The 17,920-nt window shown below is 48.2% G+C and carries 16 protein-coding genes; 11 read left to right on the top strand and 5 right to left on the bottom strand.

The window, feature by feature from the left end; all coding sequences use genetic code 11:
- Positions 1 to 28: 28 nt before the first annotated feature.
- Positions 29 to 1,678 carry a glycoside hydrolase family 13 protein gene (locus KNO78_RS11675; protein WP_159563305.1) on the bottom strand — a complete coding sequence of 550 codons (1,650 nt, stop codon included), beginning with the start codon at positions 1,676 to 1,678 and terminating at the stop codon, positions 29 to 31.
- Positions 1,679 to 1,802: 124 nt separating this feature from the next.
- On the opposite strand from KNO78_RS11675, the gene KNO78_RS11670 reads away from it, so the two are divergent.
- The 3 genes from KNO78_RS11670 to KNO78_RS11660 all read left to right on the top strand — a co-directional run bounded on the left by KNO78_RS11670 (position 1,803) and on the right by KNO78_RS11660 (position 4,927).
- Positions 1,803 to 2,582 carry an AraC family transcriptional regulator gene (locus tag KNO78_RS11670; protein WP_214691334.1) on the top strand — a complete coding sequence of 260 codons (780 nt, stop codon included), beginning with the start codon at positions 1,803 to 1,805 and terminating at the stop codon, positions 2,580 to 2,582.
- Positions 2,583 to 2,667: 85 nt separating this feature from the next.
- Complete coding sequence (locus KNO78_RS11665) at positions 2,668 to 4,008, top strand: copper amine oxidase (RefSeq protein ID WP_074035026.1); 1,341 nt, start codon at positions 2,668 to 2,670, stop codon at positions 4,006 to 4,008.
- Positions 4,009 to 4,027: 19 nt separating this feature from the next.
- On the top strand, positions 4,028 to 4,927 hold the full coding sequence (locus KNO78_RS11660; RefSeq protein ID WP_159563303.1) for a class F sortase: 900 nt from the start codon (positions 4,028 to 4,030) through the stop codon (positions 4,925 to 4,927).
- Between the two features lie 50 nt (positions 4,928 to 4,977).
- On the opposite strand, the gene KNO78_RS11655 is transcribed toward KNO78_RS11660, so the two are convergent.
- The 3 genes from KNO78_RS11655 to KNO78_RS11645 all read right to left on the bottom strand — a co-directional run bounded on the left by KNO78_RS11655 (position 4,978) and on the right by KNO78_RS11645 (position 8,517).
- Complete coding sequence (locus tag KNO78_RS11655) at positions 4,978 to 5,685, bottom strand: ABC transporter ATP-binding protein (protein ID WP_015880419.1); 708 nt, start codon at positions 5,683 to 5,685, stop codon at positions 4,978 to 4,980.
- Positions 5,685 to 7,322, bottom strand: a complete 1,638-nt coding sequence (locus KNO78_RS11650) for an ABC transporter permease (RefSeq protein WP_214691335.1) — start codon at positions 7,320 to 7,322, stop codon at positions 5,685 to 5,687. The genes KNO78_RS11655 and KNO78_RS11650 overlap by 1 nt, the downstream gene beginning before the upstream one ends.
- Positions 7,323 to 7,455: 133 nt before the next feature.
- Complete coding sequence (locus KNO78_RS11645; RefSeq protein ID WP_159563300.1) at positions 7,456 to 8,517, bottom strand: Fe(3+) ABC transporter substrate-binding protein; 1,062 nt, start codon at positions 8,515 to 8,517, stop codon at positions 7,456 to 7,458.
- 226 nt (positions 8,518 to 8,743) lie between these two features.
- Between KNO78_RS11645 and KNO78_RS11640 the strand changes: the two genes are divergently transcribed.
- Positions 8,744 to 9,310, top strand: coding sequence for a TetR/AcrR family transcriptional regulator (locus KNO78_RS11640; protein WP_214691336.1), 567 nt, complete (start codon positions 8,744 to 8,746; stop codon positions 9,308 to 9,310).
- Positions 9,311 to 9,342: 32 nt separating this feature from the next.
- Positions 9,343 to 12,495: an efflux RND transporter permease subunit gene (locus KNO78_RS11635; RefSeq protein WP_214691337.1), complete on the top strand. Its 3,153-nt coding sequence runs from the start codon at positions 9,343 to 9,345 to the stop codon at positions 12,493 to 12,495.
- 43 nt (positions 12,496 to 12,538) lie between these two features.
- On the opposite strand, the gene KNO78_RS11630 is transcribed toward KNO78_RS11635, so the two are convergent.
- Positions 12,539 to 13,276 carry a YwqG family protein gene (locus tag KNO78_RS11630; protein ID WP_214691338.1) on the bottom strand — a complete coding sequence of 246 codons (738 nt, stop codon included), beginning with the start codon at positions 13,274 to 13,276 and terminating at the stop codon, positions 12,539 to 12,541.
- Between the two features lie 149 nt (positions 13,277 to 13,425).
- Here KNO78_RS11630 and KNO78_RS11625 point away from each other — a divergent pair, with 149 nt between their 5' ends.
- From KNO78_RS11625 to KNO78_RS11600, 6 genes are all read left to right on the top strand, one after another.
- The gene (locus KNO78_RS11625; RefSeq protein ID WP_214691339.1) at positions 13,426 to 13,779 is read left to right on the top strand and encodes a CidA/LrgA family protein; all 354 of its coding nucleotides are present in this window, start codon (positions 13,426 to 13,428) and stop codon (positions 13,777 to 13,779) included.
- A complete protein-coding gene (locus tag KNO78_RS11620) occupies positions 13,776 to 14,450 on the top strand; it encodes an LrgB family protein (RefSeq protein ID WP_214691340.1) in 675 nt (224 codons plus the stop codon). The genes KNO78_RS11625 and KNO78_RS11620 overlap by 4 nt, the downstream gene beginning before the upstream one ends.
- A 97-nt stretch (positions 14,451 to 14,547) precedes the next feature.
- On the top strand, positions 14,548 to 15,285 hold the full coding sequence (locus KNO78_RS11615; protein ID WP_159563295.1) for a glucose 1-dehydrogenase: 738 nt from the start codon (positions 14,548 to 14,550) through the stop codon (positions 15,283 to 15,285).
- A gap of 113 nt (positions 15,286 to 15,398) precedes the next feature.
- Positions 15,399 to 16,637, top strand: a complete 1,239-nt coding sequence (gene pepT / locus KNO78_RS11610) for a peptidase T (protein ID WP_214691341.1) — start codon at positions 15,399 to 15,401, stop codon at positions 16,635 to 16,637.
- A gap of 52 nt (positions 16,638 to 16,689) precedes the next feature.
- Entirely contained in the window at positions 16,690 to 17,154 is a 465-nt protein-coding gene (locus tag KNO78_RS11605; RefSeq protein WP_374193986.1) for an SACOL1771 family peroxiredoxin, read from the top strand.
- Entirely contained in the window at positions 17,141 to 17,860 is a 720-nt protein-coding gene (locus tag KNO78_RS11600) for a DNA/RNA nuclease SfsA (protein ID WP_214691343.1), read from the top strand. Before KNO78_RS11605 ends, KNO78_RS11600 begins: the two co-directional genes overlap by 14 nt.
- The last annotated feature ends 60 nt before the right edge of the window (positions 17,861 to 17,920 follow it).

Genomic DNA, 17,920 nt, shown 5'->3' with positions numbered 1-17,920 from the left:
AAAAGCTCGCCGTCTGGCGAGCTTTTCGTCACAGTTTATACACTTGTGCTTCATAAGGACGAAGGGTGAACGCTTCTATCGGTTCCATGTTTCCGATGACACGTTCTTTCACGTCATATGGTAGCTCTCGTTGTTGTGTCTCGTCGGAGAAGTTACAGAGTACGAGCCATGTCTCACCTTCAAATGAACGTGTGAATGCATAGACCGCCTCATCTTCCGGTAACAACAGCTCATACTTTCCGTAGACGACGAGCGGGTTCGCTTTACGGAGCGCAATCAACTGACGGTAGTAATGGAAGAGTGAATTCGGATCTTTCCTTGCCGCTTCCGCATTGATGTCAACAAAGTTCGGGTTGACCTCGATCCATGGCGTCCCTGTCGTAAATCCACCATGTGCTTCGTCTGACCACTGTACCGGTGTACGTGAATTGTCACGTCCTCGCTCATGGATGCCACGGAAAATCTCGTCGTGCGTTAACAACCCTTTGGATGTGTAGTCACGGTAGGCGTTCAACGTCTCAATATCTCGGTACTGATCGATTGATTCAAACGCGACGTTCGTCATGCCGAACTCTTCTCCTTGATAAATATAAGGCGTCCCTTTCAATAGATGAAGAAGTGTCGCGAGCATCTTCCCGGAACGAACGCGATATTCAGGCGAATCGTTTCCAAAGCGTGAGATGGCACGGGGCTGGTCATGGTTACTCCAGTACAGGCTGTTCCATCCTTCCTCTTCGAGCCCTTCTTGCCAACGCGAGAAGATTGTCTTTAACTCAGTCAACTTCCAGTCTGTCGGATTCCACTTCCCGAAGCTTCCGTTCCCGACGTCCACATGTTCAAAATGAAAGACCATGTTCAGTTCGTTGCGGTCTTCACCCGTATAAAGTTTGGCTTCCTCCACACTGACCCCTGGCATCTCCCCTACCGTGATTGTGTCGTATTTCGATAAGACTTCCCGATTCATCTCCTGCATGAATTCATGGATGCGTGGTCCGTTAAAGAAGAATGGTGTACCGTCACCGAACCCTGTTCCTTGCGTTTGACCATCTGGATAGCTTGGATTTTTTGAGATCATATTGATGACGTCCATCCGGAACCCGTCGACCCCTTTATCGAGCCAATATGTCATGAGGTCATACACTTCACGACGAAGCGTCTCGCTTTCCCAGTTCAAATCCGGTTGTTTCTTACTGAAGAGATGGAGGTAGTACTCATCGCTTGCCTCATCATACTGCCAAGCACTGCCTCCGAAGAAAGCCCCCCAGTTCGTCGGTGGCTGACCGTCCTTCCCTTTTTTCCAAATGTAATAGTCACGATATGGGCTGTCTTTTGAAGAACGCGACTCCATGAACCATTGGTGTTCGTCAGAAGAATGGTTGACGACGAGGTCCATCATGATTTTAATCCCGTGACGGTGTGCTTCTTCAAGCATCGCATCAAAGTCATCCATCGTACCAAACTCGTCCATGATGGCACGGTAATCACGAATATCGTATCCGTTATCGTCGTTCGGTGAATCGTATACCGGTGAGAGCCAGATGACGTCGATCCCGAGTTCTGCCAAATATGACATCTTCTCCGTGATTCCTTGGATGTCGCCAATCCCATCTCCGTTTGAGTCATTGAAGCTACGTGGATAAATTTGATATACGACCGCTTCTTTCCACCATTGTTTCATGTTATGTCCTCCTTGAAGTTCGTTTTCCGTTTCAACGCTTTCATCGTACTGCCTCCAAGGAATCATGACCATCCATGATATGATTAAGATATGTACAATCTTGCTATTAAAAGAGGAGATTATTATGGAAATCGGCTTTTGTGGCTATTCATACCATACAACGACTTATACTTTTCCATTTGCTAATCGACTCGATACGTATCTGATTCGCTTACAAACGGCAGGAACGGCTCGGATTGTGGTCAATGGGGAAACGATGATCACACGACCTGGTGACGTATTGATTGTTCGTCCGGGTGACTTCTATGAAATGCATGTCGATACACCCGCGAGCGGAGACTATCATATCTTCTGTACCGGGCATTCAATCGATACATGGTGGCATGCGACTCCACGGGAGCGACTATATGCCATCACTATCGATTCTCGCCTACTCTCACTATGGCAACACATTACGGAAGAAGTGCGCCGTCCACCGTCTGAACAAAGTGCCGTTTTAATTGAAACACTCGTTCAAGCACTTCTGCTCATGCTCGATCGTTCGATTCAAGATGTGCATTCCCATGCGCGACCTCCAGTCGTCTCTCGTATGATGCGCTTTATCGAAGCGCACGTAACGAGTGACTTCAAAGTGTCAGACGTCGCCGCAGCGGTTGGACTCAGCGTTTCACGGACGGTTCATCTCTTTAAAGAAGGGACCGGGATGACGATCATCGAATATGCACAATCGATTCGCTTACAGCTTGCCGAAGAGCAAATGCGCTATACAAAACATTCGTTAGAAACGATTGCAGAACTGTCTGGATTTCGAAGTTACCCATATTTCCACAGAATTTTTAAACGAAAATATGGCGTCGCACCAGGGGTTTATCGTACTCTTCAACAAAAAAACGAAAAAAAATAAAAAAAGAGTGATCCATTTTTTGAACTGCTCCGTTAGATGGGTGTAAATAACGACAACACTCACTTACGAAAAGGAGCGATTACCCATGAAGAAGAAGACGTTAAACAAAATCGTAGCACCGGCACTAGCCTTAGGACTACTCGTACCAGTCAACGCACAGGCAGCGGATCACACACCGACAGCAAGCACACCAGCAGGTGACCTTCGCGCCACACTCGATCAACTTTTATCTGAGCATTACGTGTTAGCCGTCACATCGATGATGAAAGGATATGACGAGGCGGCAGATGCTGAGGTCGCGGATCAAGCTCTCGATCAAAACGCGCTCGACATGACACCAGCCATCGCTTCCATCTACGGTGAAGAAGGCGCTGCACAATTTGAAGAAATCTTCCGTGGTCACAACGACTACTCAGCTGATTTCGTAGAAGCAGCAAAATCAGACAACCAGGAACTACGCATGGAAGCTGAAGCGGAAGTCGATGAGTTCGTAGAAGAATTCTCAACATTCCTCGATGCAGCGACGGAAGGCAACTTACCGAAGGACGCAGCAGCTGATGCACTCGAACTTCATGAAGACCAAGTCCTCTCTGTATTCGATAACTACGTCGAAGGAGATTACGAAGAAGCTTACATGACGTTCCGTGAAGGCTACAAGCACATGTTCAACATCAGTAAAGCTCTCTCGGGTGCAATCGTCACACAAATGCCTGACAAATTTACGACTGGAGCAGACACACCAGCTGTTGAACTCCGCTCAACATTGAACAGTCTTGCAGGTGAACACTTCGCCCTCGCTGCAATCGGTATGCAAAAAGGGTACGACCAAGCAGAGGACTATGACTACGTGACATGGGCAGAAGACCAGAACACACTCGACTTCAAAGCAGCCATCGCATCCGTATATGGTGACGAAGGTGCAGCACAGTTCGAGAAAGTATGGAACTCAGATCACATCACAGCACAAGGTGACATCGTTGCCGCTACACTCGAAGGTGACGAAGCGATGATTGAAGATGCGCGTATGCGCCTCGACACATTCGCTGTCGACTTCAGCACATTCCTCGATGCAGCAACAGAAGGTAACTTACCACAAGCTGCCGGTGAAGAAGCAATCAAACAGCACGAAGCGCTCGTACTCGACACATTCGATCAATATGTCGCTGGCGATGCAGAAGCGGCTTGGATGTCATTCCGTGAAGGATATGCGTTCATGTTCGGTGTTGGTGAAACACTCGGTAACGCGATCGTGACACAAATGCCTGACAAGTTCGAAGAAACAATGATGCCTGAAGAGATGCCTGAAACAGGTCTCGGTGGTGCACAAGAACAATCAATGAACACTCTCTACGCTGGATTAGCTGTACTTGGCGGAATCTTACTCGCCTTCGTAACGCTTCGCAAACGTAAAGTATCTGAACAATAATCAATAAGGAGGGAGTCCCATGAACAAGCGCCTTTTGTTTCTGGCGCTCTCTCTCTTTTGTTTTAGCTTCTGGACGTGGACGAGCGCCCAAGAATCGTCGTCACCACCTGTAGAAGAAAAACAAATAGAGGAGAGCCCGGATTTAACGGCTGAATTCTCACTTCTACAGGAAGAGGTGAAAAAGCTACGCTTAGCCGAGGAAGAAGAAAACGCCAAGGCCGTCACCCCTGTTCAAATCCAGATCCCTAAAATCGATGTCGACACCGCCATCGAACAAGTCGGGGTCCTCGATAATGGACAGATGGGTGTACCAGAAGATGAGAACCAGGTCGGGTGGTTCGAACCCGGTGTCACACCGGGTAGCAAAGGAAATGCTGTGATTGCCGGTCACGTCGACAGCAAGACCGGCCCGGCTATCTTTTATCAACTCGATCAACTGACAAAAGGCGATGACGTTCTGATTCAAGATGAGGCGGGTAACACCCTTCGGTTCCGCGTCACGAAAACAGAACGATATGATACGAAAACCGCGCCAATTGAAGAGATTTTCGGTGCCACATCAAATCGGAACTTAAATTTGATTACCTGTTCGGGTACGTTCGGGGACGGGGGCTATGATGAACGATTCGTCGTCTATACAGAGCTGGTGGATACCGAACTGAACGAAACTGTCGATCTCGAGACACCGACGGCAGTCGAATTGAAAGGTAACTTATTGACATGGCACGCCGTTCGTCAAGAGAGCGTGATTGGATATCGAGTCTACGAAGTCATCGACGGAAAAGCGACTCATATCGAAAGTATCCCTTCCCATGCACGAAAAAGTATCGAGGTCACAAATGAGAACAATGCATCCTACTACGTGACTGCGATTGACCAACTTGGAAATGAGTCAAAACCTTCCGAGATGACAAAATGACAAAAAGACCCCTTACTCGCTTTAGAAATGAGTAAGGGGTCTTTTGTTGTTTATACGAAGCAAGGAATTTGCGGGTTGAACGTCTTGTTGTTCTCCGTCATGATCTGCTTTTTAATTTTGCCTTCTCCAAGGTAGACAATCCGGTCGGCAAGTGCCTCGGCATCTTCCTCATCGTGCGTTACGAAAATCGTTGTCGTACCTGTCTGCTTCAAGAGACGACGCAAATCGTCGCGAATCCTGTGTTGAAGTGACGTATCCAAATTACTGAACGGCTCGTCTAGAATCAAGAGCGCCGGCTTCGGTGCGAGCGCACGCGCGAGCGCGACACGCTGTTGTTGTCCCCCACTAAGTTCGTACGGATAACGGTGACGGAACTCCGTCAAGTTGACGAGCGCGAGCATCTCTTCGACACGCGCATTCCGCTCCTTGCGGTTCAGTTTATGAAGACCGAATCGAATGTTCTTTTCAACGGTCATGTGCGGGAAGAGTGCATAGTCTTGGAAGACCATCCCCACGCCACGATCTTCTGGCGGCATGAACTGACAATCGTCGCAACAGACACAGTCATTCACGACGACGACGCCCTGGTTCGGCATCTCGAGTCCTGCGATCAAACGGAGAATCGTACTCTTCCCCGATCCGCTGTCCCCAAGAAGCGAGACGATTTCACCTTTCGTGATTGAAATCGAGAACCCTTTGATTGTCTCTTCATGTGCACCTTTATAGCTAAAATGTAAATCATTGATTTGAACAAACATTAGTCGGCCTCCTTATCAAGCACCTTGTGGAAAACGAAAATCAACAGTCCACTCATGAGGACGATGACGATGGAAGCGAGTGCCGCTTCGTGAATCTTCTCATCACTCACGTATTTGAACGCCTGTGTCGCAAGCGTCGAAAAGTTAAATGGTTGTAAAAAGAGCGTCAACGGCAACTCTTTCATAATATCAATAAAGACGAGGATAAACGCGCTCATGATGGCGCCTTTGATCATCGGGATATCGACGCGAAAGAACGTTTGGACCGTATTCCACCCCAGCATACGGGATGCTTCGGTAAACGACTTCCCTACTTTCTCAAACCCGCTCTCGATCGAGTTGTAGCCGATGGCGAGGAAGCGGATGACGTAGGCAAAGATGAGCATGATGAGCGTCGTGCGGAACACGAACGTCTGACTCAAGTCGAGCGCCCGTGCCGTTTCGAGCACTTTGTCATCGAGCCACAAGAAGAGCGTGATGACCGCAATCGCGATGGCTGCTCCCGGAATCGAATATCCGAGTGTCGTCACTTTCGAAATGACGCGTGTCATGTTCGACGGGAAGAGTCGTGTATAGTTCGCGATGATGAGTGCGAACAGTAGGATAATCACGGTCGCGGTAAAGGCGACCCGAACCGTATTCCAAACAAGTTGCCAAAATTCTTCCGTGAAGACCGTATCGAACGTCAGAAACGTCCATGCCGCCAACTGTGTGAACGGGATGACGAATGCAATCGCAAAGACGATAGAGACATATGCGAATACCGCGTAGCGATGCCAGCCTTGCAGCGGTCTCGGTTTGAGCGGCTTTACTTTCGTCGAAGCGTAACTGAACTGCTTCCGTCCCCGGATGAGCCGTTCCATCGTCAAGATTGCGATGACGAGAATCATGAGAGTGCCCGCAAGCTTCAGCGCCGACGATGTATCCTTCATCCCGAACCACGTGCTGAAGATGGCGGTACTAAACGTCTGAATCCCGAAATATTTCACGACGCCATAGTCGTTGAGCACTTCCATCAACACGAGACTGACACCACCGATGATGGCGACTCGGGAAATCGGTATGACGACCGTGAAGAAAATGTCCCACGAGCCACGACCGAGAATTCGCGCGTTCTCAATCATCGAGGATGATTGGTTATGCAAGAACGCTCGTGTGATCGTATAAATGTATGGATAGAGGAACAAGGTAAAGATAAATACCGTTCCTTGAATCGACATGATGTTGAAGTACGACTGATCGACGGTGATTCCAAATTCGTTTCGTAACGTCGTCTGGATCACACCCGTATAGTTCAAGATGCCGTGATACGTATACGCCCCGATATAAGGCGGAATCGCGAGCGGCAGGATGAGTGCCCATTTAAAGAAACGACGGAACGGGAAATCATAGACGGTCACGAACCAAGCGAGGCTCGTTCCGATCACGGTCGTCAAGACTCCTGTAGCCACCATGATGAACAGCGTGTTTCGCACGTAACGGGGCAACAGGTACTCTTGAATGTGTTGCCAATTGTCATTGACCGGGGCGAACAATTCGACGAGCACGACAATTCCCGGCAAGACGATCAATAAAATCGCGAGAAAGCTGAGGATCGCCCATCCATTCAGTTGTCGTTTTACTGCGTGCCAGTTCATGTCGTACCGCTCCCGTTCTGTAAACTATCAATTCCTGTCCCATCATATCAGTTTCTGTGCATCCCGTGTAGCGCTTAGGGTGTGAAGAACGCAAAAATCTCCGGCCTGAACTCTCGTTCAAGCCGAAGTCATCTTACTTCCAACCTACTTCGTTAAAGATACGGATTGCCTCTTGTTGGTTTTCACCGAGTACAGAGAGATTGATATCCTGCTCTTTGAACTCACCCCATGACTGGAGAAGCTCATTCGGTTCAACCGACTCGTTGACTGGATATTCATAGTTCACACTCGCAAACTTCTCTTGAGCTGACGGTTCTGACATGAACTCCATCAATTTTTGAGCGTTTTCTGTATTTTTCGATGCTTTCGTCATCGCGATACCCGAAATGTTCACGTGTGTGCCTGTTGTATCTTGGTTCGGGAAGAAGACACCGAGTTGTTCAGCGACTTTCTTCTCTTCCTCGTCTTCAGAATTCAACATGAGCCCCATGTAGTACGTGTTCATGATGGCCACGTCCCCTTCGCCAGCGACGACTGCTTTCGCTTGGTCACGGTCGTTCCCTTGTGGGTCGCGTGCCATGTTGTTCACTAAGCCCTTCGCCCACTCTTTTGCTTCATCGACACCGTTCACTTCGATGAACGATGCGAGGAGTGAGATGTTGTACATGTTTTCCGATGGACGCACGAGCACTTTGCCGTTCCACTGTTCTTCCGTCAACGCTTCGTACGTCGACAAATCTTCTGGTTTCACGCGATCTTTTGAGTACACGATGACACGCGCACGTTTCGTCAAACCGAACCACTCGTTGTCTGTGTCACGATATTTTGCAGGAATGTTTGACTCAAGCTCATCGCTATCGACCGCTTGAAGATGTCCCGCTTCTTTCGCCTGATACAAGTTTCCAGCATCTGCAGTGATGAAGAGGTCAGCCTCTGTGCTCTCCCCTTCTGTGTTCAAACGCTCGAGAAGTTCGTCACTCTTCCCTTCCACCACGTTGACCTTGATGCCTGTTTCTTCTTCAAACTGTTTATATAATTGTTGATCGACATCGTAGTGGCGACTCGAGTAAACATTGACGACGTTCGAATCGTCTGAGCCTTCATTTGAAGTTGTCTCATCTGTGCTTGCACAAGCGGCAAGGAGCGATGTCGTTAACGCTGCTGAAATTCCTAAAGCTGCATATTTTTTGTTCATCTGTCATTCCCCCACGTTCGGTTATTTCTCTCTGGTAATGATAATTACTCTCAGTACCTATCATCACTGATAATCATTCTCACGTCAAGACTTTTCTGCAATCGCTATCACATTACATGGGCAATTCGTGACAGTTTTGAGGACATCATTTCTTGACTTCAAAAGAATGGGGACGATATAGTGAAATCAAACAAACCGTCTGGTCGGTACAGAAAGGGGTGAAGATATGTCAAACCGATCGAACGCTACAAAGCAAAAGCTGTTGGATGCGGCAACCGACATCATCATGAGTCAGGGCGTCCACCAACTTACCCTAGATGAAGTCGCAAAGACTGCGGGTGTATCTAAAGGTGGACTGCTTTATCATTATCCTTCGAAAGAAGCGTTGATGACGGCAATGGTCGAACGGTTACAACAAGAACAAAACGAGTTATATGCTTCATTGCAACAAGAAGGCCATGGACCTGTCGAGGCATTCGTTCGTCTATTTGATGAAACGAAGTTGCATCCTGAGCGTGCTGCCATCCAAATCGACGTCGAGAAGATGATTGCATTTCTCACGTTGTTCGAAGTCGACCAAGAGTACGCCAATCGTTGGAAACATGATTTGGATACGTTCTTCGCACAGTTCCAACAAACGGCTGATCCGGTGGAAACGATGATCATTCGTTATGCACTCGAAGGTATGATGATGTCCGAACACTTCGGTGTCGGTGTTCCCCCTGCCGAACTCAAACAAGCGATTATCGCACGCTTGATTGAACGAGCCCACGACATCGATCGTGAGTCATAAAACAACATAATAATAGAGGAGATTAAAAACCCATGCAGAAAATCACGTCATTCTCCGTCAACAACAAGTTTGCGGTTTGGTTGATGACGATCATCTTGACGGCCGCCGGTCTTTTCGCCGGTCTGACGATGAAGCTCGAGACGTTACCGGACATTACGACTCCGACCGTCTCGGTCACAACCATTTATCCAGGTGCATCCCCTGAGCAAGTGCTCGAAGAAGTCAGCACCGTGTTAGAAGATCGTCTTCAGAATTTAAATGGTGTGGAACAAGTTCGTTCTTCGTCATTCCAAAACGCTTCGAACATCCAAATCGATTATGATTTCAGTACCGATATGGATGAAGCGGAACAACAAGTCAAAGATGCGTTAAGCAACGTCGAATTGCCGGAGTCGGCACAAGAACCACAAGTGTCGCGTCTCAGTTTCGACGCTTTCCCGGTAATCGGGGCTGCCATCTCGGATGAGAGTCTTGATTTGGCCGAATTGACAAAACTCGTCGAGGAAGAAGTGCAGCCTGCTCTTGAAGGAGTGGAAGGTGCGCAAACCGTCCAAATTGCCGGACAAGAGATTCGCCGCGTCGAACTTCAATTCGACCAAGAAACGCTCGCAGAATACAATTTGACAGAAGATACGGTCAAACAATTGATTCAAGCGAATGACGCTCGAATTGCGCTCGGGTTATATGAATTAGGTGATACGGAGCAAGCGGTCGTCATCGACGGCAAGTCGGAGACGCTCGAAGCGTTCCGCGACATCCAAATCCCTTACTCACCAGCACAATCAACGCCGACGACACCGTCTGCCCCGACTGAATTGCCACCTGGTCAAACGCCAGACGTGCCAACAGAGGTCCCGACGGAAACACCATCGGCATTACCACCGAACGTTCCGACGACGGTTCCGACTGTCGCGTTGAGTGAACTTGCGACAATCGAGGACAAAGGAATCGAAGAATCGATTTCTCGCTCGAACGGTGAACGTTCAATTGGCGTACAAGTGACGAAGACACAAGATGCGAACACGGTCGATGTCGTCAACGCCGTCAAAGAAGTATTGAATGACTTCGAAGCTGAAAACGATACGGCGAATGTATCGATCACACTCGACCAAGGACAACCGATTGAAGAGTCGGTCGAAACCATGTTGTCTAAAGCATTACTTGGTGGGTTGTTCGCTATCCTCATCATCTTAGTGTTCTTACGTAACTTCCGATCGACGATCATCGCCGTCATCTCGATCCCGTTGTCGCTTCTCATGGCACTCATCGTCTTGAAGCAGTTGGATATCACGTTGAACATCATGACGCTCGGTGCGATGACTGTTGCGATTGGGCGCGTCGTCGATGACTCTATCGTCGTCATCGAGAACATTTACCGTCGACTCACGCGTTCGAACGAACCACTTCGCGGTAAAGAGTTGATTATCGCGGCAACAAAAGAAGTATTCATCCCGATCGCCTCGTCGACCATCGTCACGATTGCAGTATTCTTGCCCCTTGGATTTGTCACTGGTTTTGTCGGTGAACTGTTCTTGCCGTTCGCATTGACGGTAGTCTTCGCCTTACTCGCTTCGTTACTCGTGGCAATCACGGTCGTACCAATGATGGCCGACTCGTTCTTTAAAAACCACGACAAGTTGAAGCCAGAAGAAGGTCCAGGCAAGCTCGGGGAATGGTATCGTGGCGTCTTGAACTGGTCACTGAACCATAAACTCGTCGTGTTCGGTCTCGCGACTGCCCTATTGATTGGTAGCTTTGCCCTTGTCCCAGCGATTGGGGTCAACTTCTTGAATCAGGATTCGGAGAAGACGTTGTTCGTCACGTTCGACCCAGAACCTGGTCAAACACTTGAAGATTCGATTGCCGCAGCAGAAGTGGCAGAAGAATACTTCATGGAAGAACAACCGAACGCAACCGATGTTCAGTTCACGGTCGGTGGAGAGAACCCGCTGAACCCCGGAAACAACAAACAAGGAATCTTCATCGTTCAATATGATCCAGATACGGAAGACTTCGCGGATGTGAAGTTAGCTGATATCGAGAAGTTGAACGAACTCGCTTCGAACGGGGAATGGAAAGAACAAGACTTCTCAGGTGGCGGCGCAACGAGCGGTGTCACATACAACGTCTATGCCAACTCCCTTGAAGATCTAGAAGCCATCGTGCCGACTTTCATCGAAACGATTGAAGAGGAAACGGATTATGTCCGTCAAGCGACATCTGACTTACGTGAGTCCTATGTACAATACACGTTCAACGTCGACCAACAGGCCGCTGCAGAAGCCGGTGTGTCGGCAGGTCAAATCGCGCAAGTCATCAGTCAGTTCCAGGCACCAGAAAGTCCACTTACAAGTGTCACAGTGGATGACAAACAGTTAGACGTCGTCATCCCGAACGAGCAAGTGACGTATGACAGTGTCGATGACCTGCAAGCACAAGAAATCACGACACCGTTCGGACCACGCCCGATTTCAGACTTCATTGAAATCGAAGAAGGCACAACACCGGACACACTCGTCGAGCGCGACGGAAAACTGCTTGCGCAAGTAAGTGTTGAACTCAGCACAGATAAAGCGACAGAAGCGTCTGCTGCGATTGAAGAACGCGTATCGGACATCGAGCTCCCTTCTGGCGTCTCGTATGATGTCGGCGGTGTAACGGAACAGATTCAAGAATCGTTCACTCAGCTCGGTCTTGCGATGCTCGCCGCGATTGCCATCGTATACTTGGTTCTCGTCATCACATTCGGTGGGGCACTCACGCCATTCGTCGTGTTGTTCTCACTTCCGTATGCGATTATCGGGGGACTCGTCGCCCTTCTCATCACGGGTGAAACGATTTCGGTTTCTGCCTTGATCGGGGCACTCATGTTGATCGGGATTGTCGTCACGAACGCCATCGTTTTGATTGACCGCGTCATTCATAAAGAAGAAGCTGGTTTATCAACACGTGAAGCGTTACTTGAGGCAGCGGGCACACGCCTTCGCCCAATCTTGATGACCGCACTTGCGACAATCGGTGCACTCGCACCACTCGCACTCGGTCTCGAGGGTGGCGCACTCATCTCGAAAGGTCTCGGGGTCACCGTGATTGGCGGACTCACAAGTTCGACACTTCTCACGTTGCTCATCGTACCAATCGTCTATGAGTTCTTCGCACGATTCCGTAAGAAAAAACAAGCGTAATCAAAAGAGAGTCGACTCATTCGAGTCGGCTCCCTTTTTGCGTTCAATAACACTGCATAATGATTTCGGTTTCTCCAAACCGTTTGGCACGGAGAGCATCTTCCGGAATGAGAAAATAGAGAATACCCGCATCCCCGAACATGACGTCTAACTCTTCAGACGTGTCCATTTGAAACAATAGGAAAGGATGATCGAATCGTTCCCCATATGTTTCTTGTATCTCTTCAAAAACATCACCTTGTACTTCACTCGGATGTCCACCGATTGCATGAAGTTCTTCTTGTTCGAATCGTTCGAGTAACCGATCGTACATCTCTTCGTCGAGCAGCTCATATAAACTGTATTCATTCTCTGCATAGCTTTCTTTAAAGGAAACGGCACGTTCATTTAATGCTTCTCCAACTCGCACTCGCTCAAGTTTCGATTCTTCAGTAAACAGAACACGCCAAAGATGACGTTCATCCACATCTCCCCAAGGTTGTTCTTCTAAATCATAGAAGAAAGACAACAAACCTTCTTTCGGGAGTGCATCTACGGATTCAAACTCAGCCAAATCACTTAAACGAAACTGAGCTAAAAACGTCATATTCTCTCCAGGATGCAAGTCTGCGTGTGGTAAGTCAGGATACCCGCCAAACTTAGAATGGCCAACCGCTACTTCTTCCCTTGTTGTCCGTGGCAAAATTGTCAAATTGACCCGCTTTGTGAACGCATGTAAAATGTCTTCCCTGTTTTGTAATCCATGCTCTTGAATAAATTGCTCAATCGTTTTTAGTTCCATCTCGACACCCCGCTTGTTTATGATAGATGTAGTATAGCATCCCGAACGTATGTACCCCTTATCTTTTTTGTCATACCCTATTCTTGACCTCTCTCGTTGAATTTGAGAAGATTCATACGTTTTGAATGACGTGAAAGGAAGTCATGTATATGAAATTATTAAAATGGATTATCGGGCTCTCACTCTTGTTTGGGTTGAGCACGCTCGGAAACTGGATCGTTGAGACGTTCTCGTGGAAAGTACCAGGCAGCGTCATCGGCATGGTGCTCTTGCTCATCCTCTTGTTGACAAAAGTCATTCGCGTGGAATGGATTGAGGACAGTGCCGGATATTTAACGAAGCACCTCGCCTTCTTCTTCATCCCGATCGCCGTCGGCCTTATGGCATACGGAACGTTGTTAAAAGCTGCCGGCATCCCGCTCCTCATCACGTTACTCGCCAGCATGGTGGTCGGGATGATTGTGACGGCGCTCGTTTCCGGGAAAGAAGGTGAGGCATCATGACATACGTTTGGATCGGATTGACGATTCTTGTGTATTCGCTCAGTCGTCAACTTTCGAAAAAGTGGGCATCTCCGTTCACCAATGTCGTCTTCTTAAGTACAGCGATTCTGATTCTCATGTTACTCGTGATAGGACAGTCCTATGATACGTATAAACCAGCCACCGACATCATCACCATCTTACTTGGTCCGGCGACGGTCGCCCTCGGGTTACCACTCTATCGCAACTTACCCGTACTACTCGCCCGGGCAAAACGGGCCCTGAGTGCCATCGTACTCGGGTCACTCTCTACGATTTTTGTGGCTGTACTTTTCGGCAAACTGTTTTCGTTTACCGAAAACGTATTGATTGCGCTATCGGTCAAATCAGCGACGTCTCCGATTGCCCTTGAGTTGGCTCGACAGCTAGAAGGAGATGCGACACTTGCCGCCTCGATTGCTGTTGCCTGCGGTATTTTAGGGGCGATGCTTGGACCGGTACTCTTGACATGGATCCGTATGGACGACCCGTTCACTCGTGGACTCACACTCGGGACAATCAGTCATGGAATCGGGACCGCTCAAGCGGCAACGGAACATCCGTTGTCTGGTGCAACTGGTGGTGCTGCGATGGGATTGACGGCCATCTTCACATCGTTTATCTTGCCACTTCTTTTTCCCATCTTATTTTAAGTTTCTCCTCTCCTTGTTCATTCACAATAGGTAATAAAACATATTATAATGAAAAGAGACGCTTGCCTTCTTTTGTGTGATCCGAGGAGGAAAAACAATGGGACGTGTACAAGATCAAGTCGCTTTGGTAACAGGTGGCGCGCGAGGAATGGGGGCATCCCATGTCAAGGCATTGGTCGATGAAGGCGCACTGGTCGTATTCACCGACATTTTGAGCAGCGAGGGCGAGGCATTGGAAAAAGAATTGCATGGAAAAGCGATTTTTATGAAGCATGACGTGACCAAACTAGAAGACTGGGAAGCGATTGTCAAAGCAACTGAAGAAACATTCGGACCAATCACTATTCTGGTGAACAATGCGGGAATTGCTGTAACCCCAACAATCGATGAACTCTCTGAAGCGGAATATCGGAAAGTAATCGACATTAACCAAGTTGGCGTCTTTCTTGGAATGAAAACGGTCATTCCTTCGATGCGAAAAGCCGGTCATGGTTCCATTATCAACATCTCTTCAATATCGGGAATTTTAGGGATGGGCGGAGCCGCCTACGTCGCTTCCAAATTTGCGGTTCGTGGTATGACAAAAGCCGTTGCTCTTGAAGTGGCGGCTGACGGCATCCGCGTCAACTCCATTCACCCAGGATTGATCGAGACACCAATGATCATGCAACCTGGCGTTGAAGAGGTAGTACAGCAAATGGCTGAAACGGTTCCTCTGAAACGAATCGGAAAACCTCAAGACGTATCCCACCTCGTTTTGTTTCTCGGTTCAAACGAATCGAGTTACTTCACCGGCGCCGAATTCGTCATCGATGGCGGGGTAATCATTCAGTAAATCAGAAGGCGACCATTCATTTGGTCGCCTTTTTTCAAACTATTTTGATACTTTATACGACTGTCCTCATGCTAAACTGAATATGTTGAGTAAAGACTTAGGGAGGTTTTTAGATGCAAGACAAATTAATTGAACGCTTAATGACTTACGCGAAGATCGATACACAGTCTGACTTCACGAGTACGACAACACCATCGACGGCCAAACAATGGGATTTGATTCGTCATTTGGAGAAAGAATTAAAAGAACTCGGACTGACAGACGTCGAGACGGATGAATACGGCTATCTATTCGCCACACTTCCAAGTAACGTCGATTATGACGTCCCGACAATCGGATTCCTCGCTCATGTGGATACAGCGACCGACTTCACAGGAACGAACGTGTCCCCTCAACTCGTCGAGCATTATGAAGGTGGCGACATCGTCTTGAACGAGTCATTGAATGTCGTCTTATCACCAAAAGACTTCCCAGAACTTGATGGGTATGTCGGGCATACGCTCATGACAACGGATGGTACGACACTCCTTGGTGCGGATGATAAGGCAGGGATTGCTGAAATCGTTACAGCCGTTGAATACTTATTGGCCCATCCTGAGATTCCACACGGGACGGTTCGCATCGCCTTCACACCAGATGAAGAAATCGGCCGTGGACCACATAAATTCGATGTCGCCCGATTCAATGCAGACTTCGCTTATACGATGGACGGCGGACCACTCGGAGAGTTGCAGTATGAGAGCTTCAACGCAGCCGGTGCGACCATCACCTTCCACGGAACGAACGTACACCCAGGTAGCGCGAAAAATAAGATGGTGAACTCGATGAAGCTCGCGATGGCGTTCCAAAATCGGTTACCTGCTGATGAGGCACCAGAACGGACGAGCAATTATGAAGGATTCTTCCATTTGAACGGCTTCACTGGGGGCGTCGAGAAGACGACGCTTCAATACATCATCCGCGATCACGACAAACAGAAGTTTGAAGCGCGTAAAGCGTTGATGGAGAAGCTTGTCCTCGAATGGAAACAAAAATACGGGGAAGCACGGATTGAACTCCAAATGGAAGACCAGTATTACAACATGGCCGAGAAAATCGAACCAGTCAAACACATCGTCGATACCGTCGCTGATGTCATGCGCGGCCTTGGCATCGAACCGAAAATCGAACCGATTCGTGGTGGCACAGACGGATCGCAACTTTCTTACATGGGTCTTCCAACACCGAACATCTTCACAGGTGGAGAGAACTATCACGGGAAGTTCGAATATATCTCTGTGAACAATATGGAAAAAGCGACAACGGTCATCATCGAAACACTTCGCACATTCGCGAAGCGCGCACAAGCATAACACATGCGCCTCCAATCGTTCTCTTTTACACTAGAGACATTGGAGGCGATTTTTGATGAAACATACATTTAGCATGAACCTCGGTTGGGATGGCGGACGAAATGACGTCGGCACCCTCACGGCCGAGCGATTAAAGACACAGATTTCAATCCCACCCGAAATGGACGGTCCGGGAGTCGGAACGAATCCGGATGAGATGCTCCTCGGGGCAGCGGCAACGTGTTATATCATCACCCTCGCAGCCGTACTTGGACGGAGTGACCTGACTCATCGTGGTATCACGATTAATGCAGAGGGCATCGTCGATGTGACGAACGGCATCTTCACTTACGAGACGATTCGCTATGCGACAACGATTCATGTACCTACAGAGATGACCGACCGAGACATCACGCTTGTCGAGCGCATCGCGAAAAAAGCGAAAGATCAATGTATGATTTCACGCGCACTCGCAGGAAATGTAGCATTTGAGTTGAATACCGTCATTTCACGTAAAAGTGGCAATGATTTTATTTGAAGAACCTTTGAAAAAAGCGATAATTGTAAACAGACGTAATCGCTTTGTCATGGACGTACTCGTTGATGATTTGCTCGCGCCTTGCCATTGTCCTGTAACAGGAAGGATTGGAGATATTATATTTGAAAACATCCCCTGCCTCGTCTCAGAAACCTATGACTCGAATCGTAAAACTCACTTTACAGTCGAAGCCATTTCAGTCGATGGTGAACAATGGATTGGAATCAATCAAGGTCGTGTCAACGACTATGTTGAAGCTTTCTTACTCGAGAACCAGCTTGATGCTTTCTCAACCCCGAGGGGAATCAAACGTGAAATAGTAATTGGCGGTGCACGAATCGATTTTCAGATTGATGGAATCTTCATGGAAGTGAAGGCTCCGCTCAGCGAACTACTCACTGTTCCTCTCCCACACTTTAAACGTAGACGATTGAAACGACCCATCGAGACAGAACGGTTGATTCGTCATCTCCACGCTCTGATTTCCACTCTACCCCAAACCGGAAGAGCAGTCCTCTTATATGTTTTTTTATATGACGCACCAATTTATACCGGTAATTCCAACCGAAAAAAAGACCATCTAATTCGTCAATTGATTAACGATGCGATACCTTCCGGATTAGAAATATGGCAACTGAACTGCACTATTTCCCCTGAAGGAATTCGTTTACTTCGTTGCTTTGACACAACGTCTCACTTCAAGTAACCAAATGTATTAAGTGAGACGTTATGTTTTTACTAAACATATGATATGTTGGGAATTACC

Origin of the sequence: Exiguobacterium sp. s132 (assembly GCF_018617235.1) — a bacterium.
Taxonomy (GTDB): domain Bacteria; phylum Bacillota; class Bacilli; order Exiguobacteriales; family Exiguobacteriaceae; genus Exiguobacterium; species Exiguobacterium profundum.
Note: the sequence above shows the minus strand (reverse complement) of the source record. Positions and strands in the feature narration are given on the sequence as shown.